This is a genomic window from Paractinoplanes abujensis (assembly GCF_014204895.1).
In the GTDB taxonomy this organism is placed as follows: domain Bacteria; phylum Actinomycetota; class Actinomycetes; order Mycobacteriales; family Micromonosporaceae; genus Actinoplanes; species Actinoplanes abujensis.
The window spans coordinates 8,449,216-8,463,268 of sequence record NZ_JACHMF010000001.1 but is presented as its reverse complement, the minus strand read 5'-3'; the positions used below and the strand labels follow the sequence as shown (position 1 = coordinate 8,463,268).

Here is a 14,053-nt window from a genome sequence, read left to right as displayed (position 1 = left end):
TGATCATCGGGGCGGCTGCGGCTCCGCGGTGGCCGATGGGGACGGTACGGATCGCCCGTCGGTGGAGGCGATCTGTTCGCGCAGGAGTTCGTGGCGGAACTGGTACGCCGAGCCGGCCGCGCGCAGCACCTGGCGATGGTGGTGGGCGTCGTCCAGGAAGCGCATCAGGCGCCACGGCAGGTCGTCGCCCGCGGCCAGCCAGGCGCTGCGCACCACGAAGACGCCGTACCGGGTCGAGGAGGCCGCGATCACCAGGCCCGCGGTGAGCCCGTACGTGGCGAAGGTGGCGGCCGCCCCGGCCAGCGCGGCCAGGCCCGACTGACCCCCGGCGGCCGTGCGGAAGCCGACGGCCACCCCGATGGCGACCGCGATCACGGCCGTCATCCGCAGGAACACGCGCCGGTCCTGGCGGAACAGGGTGGCCGGGGAGGCGGCGAGCCGGTTGCTGGGGTCGTCGCCGCGGATGCCGAACGCGTACGCCCCGGCCACGCCGCCCGAGATCCCGATGATCGCCAGCGAGTAGGCGGGGAAGCCGCTCGTCGCCGCGGCGAACGCCGCCATCGTGCCCAGCAGGGCGCCGCCGGCGATCTGCGTCCAGGGCGCGCTGATCCGCAGCGACGGCAGCTTGCGCTGGGCGATGTCCGCCGACACGCGCGACGCCAGGCCGCAGATCAGCCCGAACAGCAGGGCGTAGGCGAAACCGGCGAGCAGCCCGACGACGATCAGCCCGGCCACCCCGGCCTCGATCGGGTCGACCCGGCCCGGTCCGGAGCGGGTGGTGTCGCGGGCCAGGAAGAACAGGGTGATCAGGGTGACGGTCACCCCGAAGGCGGCGCCGCGGGACGGCCCGGCCGACTGGACGTGGGCCAGGCCGAGCACGAGACCGGCCAGCCCGGCCAGCAGCACCGGGGGCAGGATCTGCCGCAGGGAACGGCGGGGCGGGCCGGGCCGCCGCGGGCGCAGGGCCAGCAGCACCAGCAGCGCGACCGCGGCGCCCTCGCCCAGCGCCCGCACGGCCTCGGCCTCGACGTCGTCCCGGCCGGCGTAGCCGAGCAGGTTCAGCCCGGTTGTCAGGCCGCCCAGCACCGCCGCCGTGACGAACCGGGCCGTCCGCCCGTGGAGGGGCCGGCGCGTCCAGTTGGACACCCACCACACGGCGAGCCCGGCGGCCAGGCCGTCGCCCGGGCCGAGCAGCCACGGCTGGTCGATGCCGGGCCGGGCGCCGTCGGCCCACGAGGTGATCGCCCCCACGACGACCGCGGCGACCAGTCCGTGCAGCTCGGGCCGGTTCCACCGGCGGGCCGGGCCGGGCGCCGGGCCGCCCCGCGTCACCCGGATCCCGATCCAGGTCAGCAGCCCCGCGACGAGACCGGTGGCCAGCCAGCCGTTGACGTCTTCGTCCCAGCGCAGGGCGAACCCGTCGAACGTGCCCGCGCCGAACCCGGACACCAGCGCGGGGTCGAGCGGAACGTACCGGGCGACCGTACGGATGGCCGCGATCACCACCACCGCGGCCACGCCGACCTCGGCCGCGCGCAGCAGGTCGCCGCCCCGGCTCGGCGCGCGCACCGGCAGCGGCCGCCACGCGAACCCGGCGGCCAGCCCCGAGCCCAGGGCCAGGTCGTACGAGCCGCTCAACGTGCCGGTGACGTAGGCGCCCACCACGGCCAGCACCGCGGCCGGATAGCTGCCGGTCACCCGGAACAGGGCCGCGTAGCAGACCAGCGCGGCCGCCGCGATCCGGATGGCGTCGGTGGCGCCGGTGGTCACACTGCCGAACACCCACGTGTTCATGACTCCGGCCGACAGCGCGGTCCAGGCGATCACGGCGATCAGCGTCAGCGTGTGCAGCAGCCCCCGGGACGTGGGGGCCGCGGTGACCCGCAGTTCCCACCAGCGCAGCTCGCCGGTGTCGGCGACCATGCGCGCGAGGTAGCCGAGCCACCGCTTCGCCTGCGGCACCTCGTACCGGGCCGGCTCCTCGCGGTAACGGGCCGGGACGAAGCCGCGCAGCAGATACTGCGTGATCTCCTCGAATCCGTGCCGGTCGAGCAGCTCGCGCGGGTCGGGCAGCGAGTCGGCCAGCATCACCATCAGCGGCGTCCGGAGCACGCCGGCCAGGTCGGGCCGGTCCGGCAGGCTCGCCACGACCGGCTCCCACCGCTGGTCGCCGGCGGTCCCGCGGCGCAGGTAGGCGATGACGGTCTCGAGGTCCTGCGCGTCGAGGGTGATCCGGGCCCCGCCGGGGAACAGCTCGTCGACCGCCCGGTTCCCGTCGCGGCACCCGAGGAGGATCTGGGCCGGGCCGTCCAGGTTGTTCAGCTGGTCCACGACCGCACCGGCGGGCGCCTTGTCGAAGACCTCGTCCAGCCCGTCCAGGATGAGCGCGAGATGCTGGTCGTCGAGGAGCTTGGCCGCCTGCGACTTGCGGACGGGACCCCGGGCCGGGCTGTCGAGGAAGCGATGGTTGACGTGCAGCCAGTCGATCAGCCACGTACGCAGGTCGGTCAGGGCAGGATCCCAGGACGCGAGCGGGATCAGCAACGGCACCGGCTCGCCCTTTTTCCAGCCGGTCAGCAGCTCCCGGAACACGCCCGTCAGCAGCTCCGACTTGCCCGAACCGGCCGCGCCCAGCACGACCATGCGGGTGCTGTCGGCGTCGCGCTGCCAGGTGCGGACCAGCCGCTCGGCCGCGTGCTGGTCGGCCTCGCCCGCCTGCCAGCCGATGGGCAGCCGCCGCCCCGAGCCCACCCGCACCCACACGGGGTCGGACCGCCAGCGCTCGCGCAAGGCCTCGTGCAGCACCGCGGCCGCGGCGATCGCGTCCTCGTCGCGGACGGGCGTGCGGCGGGGCGCACGGCGACGGCGGCGCCGCGAACGCTGCTCGTCGAGCGCGGTCACCAGTTCGGCCGCGGTCGGCCGGTCGGCCGGGTCGGGGGCCAGCGCGTCCAGCACCAGCGCGGCCCAGTCGCCCGCCTCGGCCAGCGGGCCGGTCACCGCGTAGGCCGGGTCGCCGTGCCGCATCCGGGTCCGCTCGAAATCCTCCAGGGCGACGCTGCCGGGCGTCTTCGACCACGGGTGCCGCCCGGCCGAGGCTCCGGCCACGAACAGGGCCCAGCTGAAGACGTCGGCCGACGGGCGGCGGTCGGGCCGCTCGTGCAGCGGCGACGTGATCACCTCGGGCGCGTGCCAGTCGGGGGTCCCGTTGACGCCCTGGCGGGTCAGGCCGGTGCTCATCGTCTGCTCGATGCCGTCGTCGATCCAGCGCGGCGCCCACGAGACCCCGAAGTCGGTGATCACCGGGCCTGCCGCGGTCAGCAGCACGTTGCCCGGCGACAGGTCACGGTGGACGATTTCCCGGTCGTGCAGGTGGGCCAGCCCGGCGGCGTACCCGCGGGCCAGCCGCAGCCACTGGTCGAGCGGGGGCGGCCCACCGGCGATCAGGTCGTCCAGCCGGTGGTGCGGGGTCAACGGCATGACCAGCCACGAGTCGCGGGAGTCGCCGGGGCCCGGCCGTGCGTCGTCCGACTCGGGCCGCAGCAGATGCGGCGGACCACTGTCGAGCAGGGGCATCACGTTGGGGTGGGGCGCGATCGAGCCCATGATGCGGGCCTCGCGGACCATCCGGCGCTCCGAGATCCGGCCCGCGCCGAAGGGACCGTCCGGCCGCAGGATCTTGATCGCGACGGGCCGGTCGCTCACCTCATCCACCGCGTACCAGACGTACGCCTGCCCGCCGCCCCGGATCGTGCCGCGCAGCCGGTAGCGGCCGCCCGCGCCGAGCCGCCGCAGCCGGGTCCGTCCGTCGGCGGCCACCGGCCACACCCAGTCGTCCTCCGGCGGGTCCGGCGCACCGATGAGCTCCGGCTCCCCCAGCATGATCCCCCTCCCGCCGGGCGAGGTCCCAGCTTGGCCCGCCCCGTGCGCCCGCGGCATCCGGCTGTCGGGGGATGGTGTTCCGCGTCAGTCCCGGTTGAGGTACGCCTCCAGCTGGAAGCGGCGGAACGCCCACAACCCCTTGACCAAGGCGATCAGCTCGTTGAGCCCGCCGGTGCCGCCGGGCCGCGCATTGATGTGCCGGTCCGGTTCCAGATGCTCGGCGACCAGGGTGGTGTACCACTTCGCATCGTGCGCGGGCGGCGTGCCGATGCCCTCCAGGATCAGGCGGTGGATCTCATGGGTGGGCCGGCCCTCGGCCACGTTGGTCAGTTCCCGCCGCACGTAGAACTGCCAGTCCTCGATCCCCTTGCGCTCGAGGAACGCCCGCAGGGTGGGGCTTGTGCTCAGCCGCGCCCGTACGGGATCGCTGTCGAAGAACGTCCGCAGCAGCGGGAAGTTGTCGCGGTCGGCCAGCTGGACCCGCAGCGCGGCGTCGTCGAGCTCCTGCTGCTCGCGCGGCCCCAGCGGCGTACGGGGATCGGCGGTGAAGCTCGTGCTGATCGCGGGCAGCTGCCGGATCGGCGCCTCGATCCACACCACGAAGCCGGTGCTCCGGTTCGAGATCGTCAGCGTGGTGCTCTCCGTCTGCACCGCGACCATCGGCGTGCCCAGCAGCTCGGAGCTCTGGTCCTCGGGGTCGGGACGGACGGCCGGATAGAGCGTGACCGGCCGCGGCAGCCGGGGTGACCGCAGCTCCAGCGTGTTGTTGTTGGACAGGTTTTCGACCAGCACCCGCGCGCCGTCGGTGAGCGAGGTGAACCAGATCCGCCCGACCACCTTGCTGACCGCGGAGGGCAGCTCGGGCTCGGCCCGGCCGACCTGCAACCAGTTGCGGCCGCCGTCGGGTCGTCGCGCGCCGAACCACAGCTGCCCGCCCGGCCGAAGCCGGGCGACCCGGCATCGGCGTTGGTAGCGCCGGTCCATCACCCGGTTGACGTGCCCCGGATACATACACAGATCGGGCAGCGGCGAATCGCCGGCGTCGCACGGAGTGTGGATCTCGGCGGCCATCCCGGGAGGCGTCACGCCCCTCATCCTCAGTGGCCGGTCGGGCTCCCGCAAGCTTGCGCGCCCCCGGGCGCCGGTCCGGCGAACCTGATCTCACGGCAGCAAACCTCTGAGGGGAGAGAGCCATGAGTCAGATCGACTTGAACGCGCTGCGCGCCGATGTGCAGCAGTCCCAGATGCGCGGCGACAGCAACCCCGGCGACCTGCGGGTGACCCAGGACGGCAAGATCACCCGGGACGGCCGCGACGACATGGCGGCCCGGCTGAGCAAGGAGACGTTCGCCGTCTTCCCGTCGCCGGCCGACGACTACCGGATCGCCCGCACCCAGTTGCCGCACGGCACTTATCAGCACACCGTGGGCCGGACGACGGGCTGGGTCTACTCGTTCTCCAACGAGTTCGCCGACCAGTACACCTTCTTCACGTACTACAGCACCCAGCACGGCCAGTACCGCACGATGCTGGTCGCGCCCAACCTCAACGGCCTGTTCGGCGAGCACCAGGCCCACCTCTACGCCGACGGCACCGCCTGCCTGAGCCCGACCGTCGGCATGCCCACGCTGGACGGCTCGTACGCGCGGGCCGTGCTGTGGAGCAACGGTGTCAGCGTCGTGCGCCGCGGCGGCGAGTTCCCCTTCACCTACGACCAGTGAGGTCACGATGCACTTTCTCGACAGCACCGTCGCAGATGTCGAACGCGAGGTAGCGGCGCACCCGGCCGAGCGGGGCGGCGCCCTGCTCGGCCCGGCCGGCCTGGCGCTGGTCACCCGTTTCCTGGCCGACCCCGACGGGCGCACCAGCGACGTCTCGTACAACTCGTCGGACCGGCTCGAGCAGTGGGTCCGCGAGGTCGAACGGGAGGAGGACCTGGAGTTCAAGGGGATCCTGCACAGCCACCCGGCGTCGATGGACCACCCGTCCGGCCAGGACCACCGGGCGTACGCGGACAGCCTGCGCCTCAACCCGGCCCGCGGCACCTTCCTGGCCCCGATCGTGACCCACCGGCCCGCCGACCCCCAGCGGCCGCACGAGATCCCGCTGGCCGGGGGCAAGATGTCGGTCTACCGCGCGGTTCCGGCGGCCGACGGCACCGTACGGGTCCTGCTCGAACCGAGCTCCGTCGTGCCGCTGGACGAACACGTGCGGGCGGCGGCCGACGCGCTGGGCGGTGAGGTCACCCGGCCGCCCGCCCCCGGCACGGTCGGCGGAACGCTGCTGCTCACGGCCACGATCACGCTGCCCGGCGGCGAGGAGCTGACCATCCTGGCCGGCCCGTCCTATCCACTGCTGCCCCCGGCCGTGCTGCGGACCCGGCCCGGCCGGCCCACCGAGTCCGTGCGGATCGAGTGGCGACCCGGTCAGGACCTGGCAGCGGCCCTGCCCCGGGCGGTCTCGGTGCGGGCCGGGCTGGCCGCGCGCACCCGCGGCATGGTCAGCGCGGCCCTGGCCGGGCGCCGGGTGCTGCTGGCCGGGGCGGGCAGCGTGGGCAGTGTGCTGGCCGACCAGCTGGTGCGCTCCGGCGTGGAGAAGCTGACCCTGCTGGACCCCGACGAGGTCAGCCCCGAGAACCTGTCCCGCTCGGTCTACCACCTGGCCGACGTGGGCCGCCCCAAGACCGAGGCGCTGGCCGGCCACCTGCGGTCGGTGCAGCCCGAGGCCGAGGTGGCCACGCTGACCACGACGGTCGCGGCGGTGGGCGAGGGCCTGGACGAGCTGGTGCGCTCGCACGACCTGATCATCGGCTGCACTGACGACCCGTCGGCCCAGGCCGCCCTGAACTACTTCGCCTGCGCCGCCGACCGTCCGTCGCTGTACATCGGCCTGTACGCGGGGGCGCAGGCGGGCGAACTGGTCTACGCCGTGCCCGGCCTCACCTCGTGCTACCGGTGCGCCACCGGGCTGCGCCACAGCGGCGACGCGGTCCGGCCCGCCACCGACTACGGCACCGGGCGGCTGGCCGGCGAGATCGCCCTGGGCCCCGACATCGCCCACGTCACCACGGCCGCCGCCAAGGTCGCGCTGGCCCTGCTCCACCTGGACGAGGACACCCCGGCCCGGGCCTTCCTGTGGCCGGCCCTGCTCGCCCGCCGCAACGTGATCCTGCTCAGCAACACCCGCGAGTTCGACTTCTTCCCCAAGGTGTTCGACGGCGTGCCCAATCAGGAGGCCTATCAGAGCCTGTGGATGCCGGCCGACGGCAATCCCGAATGCGAGGTCTGCGGCGAGAACCGAGCCGAGGCGGTTTTCACTCCTGCTCCCGACCTTTCCGCGGTCGTCCGCACGGTGGCTTAGGCCGTCCGATCACCCGAAGGCTTCCGGGGGCGCGAGTCGTTAGAAAGGTCGTCATGCGAAAGCTTCTTGCGCCCCTGGCCGTGGCGGCCGCCGTGTTCGGATTCGGCGCCGCGCCCGCTTCGGCCGCCACCAAGCCGGTCCTTTTCACGTACGTCTACGTGGACTCGCCCGGCACCGACAACCGGACCAATGCGAGCCTCAATCAGGAATACTTCCGGCTCACCAATCAGCTGGCCAAGCCGGTGGGCCTGAAGAACTGGTCGGTCAGGGACGCCGCCGGCAAGGTAATCACTTTCGGCAACATCACCTTGCCGGCCAAGGGCACGTTCGTCGTGCACACCGGCAAGGGCACGCAAGGTTCGCCGGCCGGCCACTTCTATTGGAACTCGGGCAACTACATCTGGAACAACACCGGCGACACGGCCACCCTGCGCAGCCCCTCCGGCGCGACGATGGACACCTGCACCTGGAAGAAGGTCAGCACGACCAAATGCTGACAGTGGATGTCAGTCTCTGGCCGTACGGTGCTCGTCATGCAAGCAACCGGAACGTTTGAGGTAGCCGAGTTCACCCCGGCCGCGGTGCCGGCCGGGGACATCAAAACCGCCCTGCCGGTCGGCGTGGCCACCATGCGCAAAACCTTCACGGGCGAGCTCGACGGCCGCTCCGAGACCCTGTTCACCGCGGCCTTCGACCCGGTCAGCGGCACCGGGACGTACGTGGCCATGGAATCGTTCGAGGGCAGGGTGGCCGGTCGCTCGGGCACTTTCAACTTCGTGCATTCCGCGGCCACGACCGGGCACGACCGCCAGGCCGAGTTCCTGACGATCGTGCCCGGCAGCGGCACCGCCGAGCTGACCGGAATCCACGGCACAGGCGCCCTGACGGTCGACCCGGACGGCACCCACCACCTCCGGCTCGACTACGAGGTGCCCTGACCGATCAGCCCGGGCGTGACGCCGGCCGGTGGGGGGGGCAGGGCGGTTGTCGCGGGTGAGGCGCGCAGGGCGTCGAGGGCCGGCGGCGGCGAAGCGGCGGGCCCGCCAGGCAGGCGGCGAGACCCCGGGAAGCGCCACCGTCAACTTCTGAAGAGTGCCGCCAGCATCGTGTCCGAGGCGGTCAGGGCGGCCCGGTCGTAGGTGCTGCTCGAGGCGACCAGTTCCGCCGCCCCGGTGCGGTCCAGCAGTTCGGCCAGGCGCCGTTCCACCTCGGCCGGGGTGCCGGCGACGGCCGCCGCGGCGGTCCGGTCCAGGTGTTGCTGCTCGCGCGAGGTCCGGGCGGCGGCCTTGACCGCGGCCACCGGCTCCAGCGGTGGGAACTCCCCCGTCGTACGGCTCCGGGCCATCGCCCACGCCTCGGGCAGCAGCAGGTCCGCGGCCTCGGCGGCGGTGTCCGCGACCAGCACGTCAAGGCTGATCGCGACCCACGGGTGCGGCTGCTGCGGCGACGGCCGGAAGGCACGCCGATAGCCGGCCAGCGCCTCCAGCCCGGGTGCCGGGTCGCCGCCCGCGCCGAGCAGGGGCCCGCCCACGATCACCGGCAGCCCCAGGTCGGCCGCGACCGGCAACCCGCGTCCCGTGGCCAGCACGTACATCGGCACCGGCCCCGCCGGTTGCGGGTGCAGGCTGATCTCCTGCGTCCCGGTGAGGAACCCGCGCAGTTCGACGAGGTCGGCGGCGAAGTCACGTTCGGTCTCGCGCAGGGCCCGGCGTACGGGAGCGGTGAAACCCGGGGAGCGTCCGAGCCCGAGATCCACCCGGCCCGGCGCGAACGCTGACAAAGTGGCGAACTGCTCGGCCACCACCAGGGGCTGGTGGTGGGGCAGCATCACGCCCGCCGAGCCGATCCGGATGGTCGTCGTCGCTCCGGCCACGGCGGCCAGCAGCACGGCGGGGGCCGAACCGGCGATGCCGGGGACGCTGTGATGCTCGGCCACCCAGAACCGCCCGTAGCCCAGCCGCTCCGCCTGTGTGGCCCGCGCCACGGTGCCGGCGAGCGCCGTCGATGCGGCCTCACCGGCCCGGGTGCGCGACCGGTCCAGCAGCGAGAGACGGATCCCGGAGTTGATCACCACAGGTGCAGCGCCGCCTTTCCCGCGCTTGTTCCCGGATTGCGCCGGGTGACCGCGGAACTACTTTTGACCTCCGTGCAACTCCTGGGACCGGCGGCACCGTTCTACCTCCGCCATGAAGGAGGCAGTCGAGTTGAAAGCCGAAGACGAGCAAGCGTTCCGCGAGTTTGTGACGTTCCAGCTGCCCCAACTGCGGAAGCTGGCGTACATGACCTGCGGCGATTGGCACGCGGCGGAGGACGCCGTGGCCAACGTGCTGGCGAAGCTCTACCCGCGCTGGCGCAAGCTGGAGCGGCCCGACCTGTACGCCAAGACGATGGTGTACCGCGCCGCGATCGACGAGACACGCAAGCCGTGGCGTCGGGAACGGTCCGCCGGGGACGCCCTGCCCGAGATGGCGCACGGCGATCCGGCCGGCGCCTCCGACGTACGACTGCGGCTGCGGGACGCGCTCGGCACGGTGCCGCCCCGGCAGCGGGCCGCGGTGTTCCTGCGGCACTACCTCGGCCTGAGCCTCGAGGAAACGGCCGGGGTGCTCGACTGCAACGTCGGAACGGCCAAGAGCCAAAGTTCGCGGGGCCTGGCCAAGCTGCGCGAACTGCTCGCGGCCGAACGAATCAACCTCACCGGGGAAGCGATAGAGGAGTGGACCAATGCAGTTGCATGAGTTCGTGGACACGGTGACGGCCGACGAGCCGCCGCTGTCGCGCAACGCGGACGACATCATCCGGGCCGGGCGCCGTCAGCAGCAGCGCCGCCGGGCCGGGTTCGCCACGGCGGGCGCGGCCGGGCTGGTGGCCGCCGTGGTGGCGGGCGCGTTCGCACTGCCGTCGGCCGGCACCGAACAGACCACCCCCGACGCCGACGCGCCGGCGGCACCGGCCAAGGCCGCGACGTGGCCCGACGCGGCGCCGTTCACCTTCACCTTCCAGGGCTTCGACGCGGGCCAGTTCCAGGTGCAGGACCCGATCGTGGCGTCGACCGCGTATCAGATCGCCTCGGTCTACATGACCGGCGCGGACTCGAACGACAAGCCGTCCACCGGTGGCGACGAGGAGCTCACGCAGGAGCAGCTGCTGGAGCGGAAGAAGAACGCGAAGCCGTCGATCTACGCGTACCTGACCGTGTACCGCCCGGGCGCCTTCGACCCGGCCGGCATCAAGAACGGCAAGAGCACCACCGTGAACGGGCAGCAGGCCGTGCAGGCGACGCTGACCGCCGGCCTCGACCCCACGAACGCCGTCGTGCCCGGCAACAAGCTGCTGGCCTGGGAGTACACGGCCAACGCGTGGGCGTCGGTGACCTCGGTCTCCAGCCGCGAGACGTCGCCGTCCTTCGCCGATCTGGGCGCGCTGGTCGAGGGGCTCAAGCCGGGCCCGGCCAAGCCGGCCACGCTGCCGTTCACCGTCGGCTACGTGCCCGCGGGCTTCAAGCCGGTGCAGACCGGCACGGGTGCCATGGCCGGGCTCGACGGCATCGCCAACGCCCGCGGCGGCGACTACGGCGGCGCCACGTACGCGAAGCCGGCCCCGGCCGCGACGGGCCTGTCGGCGCCGTACGACCAGGGCACCGAGGCCGGCATCCCCGGCAGCTTCAACATCTACGTCACGCCCAGCACCAACTCGAACCAGAAGGCGAAGGCCGGGAAGACGGCCTGCTACCCCAACGGTTTCTGCAACGTGTGGAGCGCCGACGGCAAGGTTCAGGTGCAGGTCAGCAACCAGGGCACCGGGGCCGACCTGCCGGAGTCGGAGCTGAAGAAGATCGCCCAGTCCATCCGGGTGGCCGACGTCGCCGACCGCTCCACCTGGCAGCCGGCCGCGAAGGCCCTCAAGCAGTAAGACCGAAGAAAAAGACGACGGCACCGCCCTCGGGCGATGCCGTTGTCTTGCCCGCGGCCAGCGGGGATCAGGCGTCACGGGCCGGTGTGGGCGAACGGTGTCCAGACACTGGGCCGGTCCGGCTGGGCGGTTCGGAGCCGCCGGACCGCCCGGTGCAGGGCGTGCGCCGCCGGGCGGGCGTCGGGGACGCCGCCGGTCACCAGGGCCGCGTACACGTCTGCGGCCACCTGCGCCGCCTGCTCGTCCCAGACCGACCACAAAGTGGCGATGACGTGCCGGTATCCCGTGTAGTGCAACGCGGCGGCCAGCGTGATCGCCTCGTCCGGAAGGTCCCGTCCGCCCACCGCCGTCTTGCAGCCGGACAGGTACGCGAACTCGCCGCGGTACTGCCCGGAGGCCAGGTCGGTCACGGTGAGCGAGCCGTCCTGCAGCACCAGGCCTCCGCGGGACGGGTCGGCCAGGTTCTGCTCGCCGTGGCAGGCGAAGTGGACCCAGTCGTACGTGGGCAGGGCGCGCAGCACGGCGTCACGGGTGGCGGACGGTCCGACCAGGCGGGTGGCGGCCCCGGTGAAGTGACGTCCGATCAGACCTTCCTCCACCCGTACGTTGGGCAGCTGGGCCTGGCCCGGTGTCTCCGGCATGCCGACGAAGAGCATCCGGCCCGGGCCCGAGGTGTGCGGCCGCGCCTCGAGCAGGGCCCGCAGGGTCGGCGTGTACGACGACACCACCCGGTCGAGCACGGCGGCGCCCGGGGTGCGGTGATCGCCCGCGGCGTGGATCGGCAGCAGCGTCAGCAACCCGGTCGGGCACCACCAGACGCGTGGCCACGGTTGTCCCGGCGCGGGCGGCCCGGTGTGGCCCAGCCGGTCCAGGATCTCGTGGGCGAACGCGTCCCACATCCACCGCAGACAGTCGTCCAGGGCTTCCTCCACGCCCGCTGTCGCCGCCAGGTCCCGCCGCCCGGCGCCGCGCTCGGTCGCCCGCTGCCGGACGCCGACCGCGGTCAGGTACGCCTGCACCTGCTCGGCGACCCGCTCGGCGGTGAGCCGCGGCAAGGCGACGACCTCGACCCCACCCGTACGGATGACGAGCGCGTCGCAGCGCCAGGTGCTCACGTTCAGGATGATCACCGGGCCGCCCGCGGCCGCCGGCAGCAGCGTCGTCAGCCGCGGCGGCCGCAGGAAGTCCGCGAAGCCGGGCCGGTCGCGCACCTCGGTGACGAGCTGGTCCCATTCGCGGGCCAGCGACATCCGGCGATCGACGTCGGTTTTCCCGGTCCTCATTCGCCCTCCGCCGTGGGTCGCTCGAACCAGCCGCGTATCTCGTTGAGGCGCTCGGCCGTCGCGGGCGCGGCCACCCGCAACCGGCTCAGGTCGGAGCGCCGGCTCAGCTGCTGCGACCAGAGGACCGCCCGGCCCGCCTCCAGCAGTTCCACGGCCAGGCCGGGCTGTGCGGCCTGCACCGCCGTCGCGGCCGCGTCGGTCGCCCGGGGCGCCTCGGCCAGCCGGGCCTCGCGCACCGTCCGCCGCAGTCCCGGCCAGGCCGCCGTGGGCAGCAGCTCGACCGCTCGGCGGTAGCCGAGCAGCGCGTCGGCGGCCCGGCCGTCCTCGGCGGCCAGTTCACCGAGCGCGACCGCGGCGCGCAGGGCGCTGTAGATCGACAGGGTCGGCGCCCGCCCCCGGACCGCGGTGATCAGCAGCTGCCGGGCTTCGGCGCGGCGTTGCGGGTCGCCCGGCCGGCGGCGCAGCAGTTCCGCCAGTTCACACCTCAGCGCGTCGGCCAGCGGATCCCCCGGCCCGATCAGGCCCAGCGCCTCCCGGACCGCCTGTTCCCCCCGGTCGAGGGCCGCCTCGTCGCCGGTCACGTCGAACCAGCGCCGCTCGATCAGGCTCACCCGCTGCAGCAGCATCGGCCGGCCGAGCGCACCGGCCGCCGCGGCCTGCTCGGCCAGCTCCCGAGCCCGCCGCAGGTCGTCGGGCTCCCCGCCGGCCAGGTGCCGCATGAACAGCGCCATCGAGAGCGTGCTGAGCCGGCCGGGGTGGTCGACATTGTCCGGTGGGTCGTCGCGCAGCGCGTCCTCGGCCACCTCGACCGCCTCGGTGAGCAGCTCCGGCCGGCCGGTGACGCGCAGCAGGAGGCTGAGCTCGTTCGCGTAGAGCGCGCGGTACGGGTCGAACCGGGACAGTGTGGCCAGCGCCTCCCGACCGGCCGCGATCGCGCCGCTCAGGTCGTCCGGGTCGTCGGTGTACTGGTAGCGGGCGCCGAGCGCGCTGATCAGCGCGCCCAGCCGCAGCCCGCGGTGCAGGGGCCCACGGGCCGGTTCGCGGGCGTCCCGCAGCGCGGCCAGCAGGTCGGCGGTGTCGGCGCTCAGCTCGTACCGGGCGAGCAGCGCCAAAGCCCGATTCGTGACGGCGGACGCGGGGTTGCCGGAGTGGCGTACGGCGTCGGAAGCGGCCTCGATCGCCTCGTCCAGGTCGGCCGGATCGCCGTACCGGAGGAAGCGGGACCGCAGGACGGCCGCGAGATCACCGCGGAAGCCGGCCCGCTCCCCGATCGGCAGCCCCGGCGCGGCGATCGCCTCCTGCAGCCGCTCGGCCGCCCCGTCCAGATCGGCGGCGGCCGAGGTCTGCTCGTACCGCCAGAGCAAACCGTTGCTCAGCGCGGCCAGCACCAGCGGCCGGTCGGGATGACCGGGCCGCAGCCGCGCGGCTCCCCGTTCCAGGTGACTGATCGCCCGGTCCAGGCTGGGCCGGTGGTGCAGCAGCCGGAACCGCGCCAGCCGGACCGAACCGCGCAGCGAGTAGAACTGACCGATAGCGCCCACGTCTCATCCCTGACGGACAGCCCGGGGTACGCCGCGGGTGGGAAACCGGGCGGCGTTCATCGACCCTCATGAGGCAGC

11 protein-coding genes are annotated in these 14,053 nt (G+C 73.5%); 6 read left to right on the top strand and 5 right to left on the bottom strand.

Features of this window, described 5'->3' with window-relative positions:
• Nucleotides 1-3: 3 nt before the first annotated feature.
• Together BKA14_RS39040 and BKA14_RS39035 are read right to left on the bottom strand one after the other, a co-directional pair.
• Nucleotides 4-3,879 (bottom strand): protein kinase domain-containing protein, encoded by a 3,876-nt coding sequence (locus BKA14_RS39040; RefSeq protein WP_184955739.1) that lies wholly within the window; start codon nucleotides 3,877-3,879, stop codon nucleotides 4-6.
• A gap of 84 nt (nucleotides 3,880-3,963) precedes the next feature.
• Complete coding sequence (locus BKA14_RS39035) at nucleotides 3,964-4,965, bottom strand: hypothetical protein (protein WP_184955738.1); 1,002 nt, start codon at nucleotides 4,963-4,965, stop codon at nucleotides 3,964-3,966.
• A gap of 107 nt (nucleotides 4,966-5,072) precedes the next feature.
• Here BKA14_RS39035 and BKA14_RS39030 point away from each other — a divergent pair, with 107 nt between their 5' ends.
• The 4 genes from BKA14_RS39030 to BKA14_RS39015 are packed head-to-tail and all read left to right on the top strand — an operon-like array spanning nucleotide 5,073 to nucleotide 8,177.
• A complete protein-coding gene (locus tag BKA14_RS39030; RefSeq protein WP_184955737.1) occupies nucleotides 5,073-5,600 on the top strand; it encodes a hypothetical protein in 528 nt (175 codons plus the stop codon).
• Between the two features lie 7 nt (nucleotides 5,601-5,607).
• Nucleotides 5,608-7,239 carry a ThiF family adenylyltransferase gene (locus BKA14_RS39025; protein WP_184955736.1) on the top strand — a complete coding sequence of 544 codons (1,632 nt, stop codon included), beginning with the start codon at nucleotides 5,608-5,610 and terminating at the stop codon, nucleotides 7,237-7,239.
• A gap of 53 nt (nucleotides 7,240-7,292) precedes the next feature.
• Nucleotides 7,293-7,736, top strand: coding sequence for a lamin tail domain-containing protein (locus BKA14_RS39020; protein ID WP_184955735.1), 444 nt, complete (start codon nucleotides 7,293-7,295; stop codon nucleotides 7,734-7,736).
• Nucleotides 7,737-7,772: 36 nt separating this feature from the next.
• A complete protein-coding gene (locus tag BKA14_RS39015) occupies nucleotides 7,773-8,177 on the top strand; it encodes a DUF3224 domain-containing protein (RefSeq protein WP_184955734.1) in 405 nt (134 codons plus the stop codon).
• Nucleotides 8,178-8,317: 140 nt separating this feature from the next.
• On the opposite strand, the gene BKA14_RS39010 is transcribed toward BKA14_RS39015, so the two are convergent.
• A complete protein-coding gene (locus tag BKA14_RS39010) occupies nucleotides 8,318-9,313 on the bottom strand; it encodes an MsnO8 family LLM class oxidoreductase (protein WP_239092689.1) in 996 nt (331 codons plus the stop codon).
• 130 nt (nucleotides 9,314-9,443) lie between these two features.
• Between BKA14_RS39010 and BKA14_RS39005 the strand changes: the two genes are divergently transcribed.
• Both BKA14_RS39005 and BKA14_RS39000 read left to right on the top strand, forming a co-directional pair.
• A complete protein-coding gene (locus BKA14_RS39005; protein ID WP_184955733.1) occupies nucleotides 9,444-9,977 on the top strand; it encodes a SigE family RNA polymerase sigma factor in 534 nt (177 codons plus the stop codon).
• Nucleotides 9,964-11,151, top strand: a complete 1,188-nt coding sequence (locus tag BKA14_RS39000; protein ID WP_184955732.1) for a hypothetical protein — start codon at nucleotides 9,964-9,966, stop codon at nucleotides 11,149-11,151. The genes BKA14_RS39005 and BKA14_RS39000 overlap by 14 nt, the downstream gene beginning before the upstream one ends.
• Nucleotides 11,152-11,225: 74 nt before the next feature.
• Here the strand turns inward: BKA14_RS39000 and BKA14_RS38995 are convergent, their stop codons facing one another.
• Together BKA14_RS38995 and BKA14_RS38990 are read right to left on the bottom strand one after the other, a co-directional pair.
• On the bottom strand, nucleotides 11,226-12,434 hold the full coding sequence (locus BKA14_RS38995) for a CHAT domain-containing protein (RefSeq protein ID WP_184955731.1): 1,209 nt from the start codon (nucleotides 12,432-12,434) through the stop codon (nucleotides 11,226-11,228).
• The gene (locus BKA14_RS38990; protein WP_184955730.1) at nucleotides 12,431-13,975 is read right to left on the bottom strand and encodes a hypothetical protein; all 1,545 of its coding nucleotides are present in this window, start codon (nucleotides 13,973-13,975) and stop codon (nucleotides 12,431-12,433) included. The genes BKA14_RS38995 and BKA14_RS38990 overlap by 4 nt, the downstream gene beginning before the upstream one ends.
• Nucleotides 13,976-14,053: the final 78 nt, after the last annotated feature.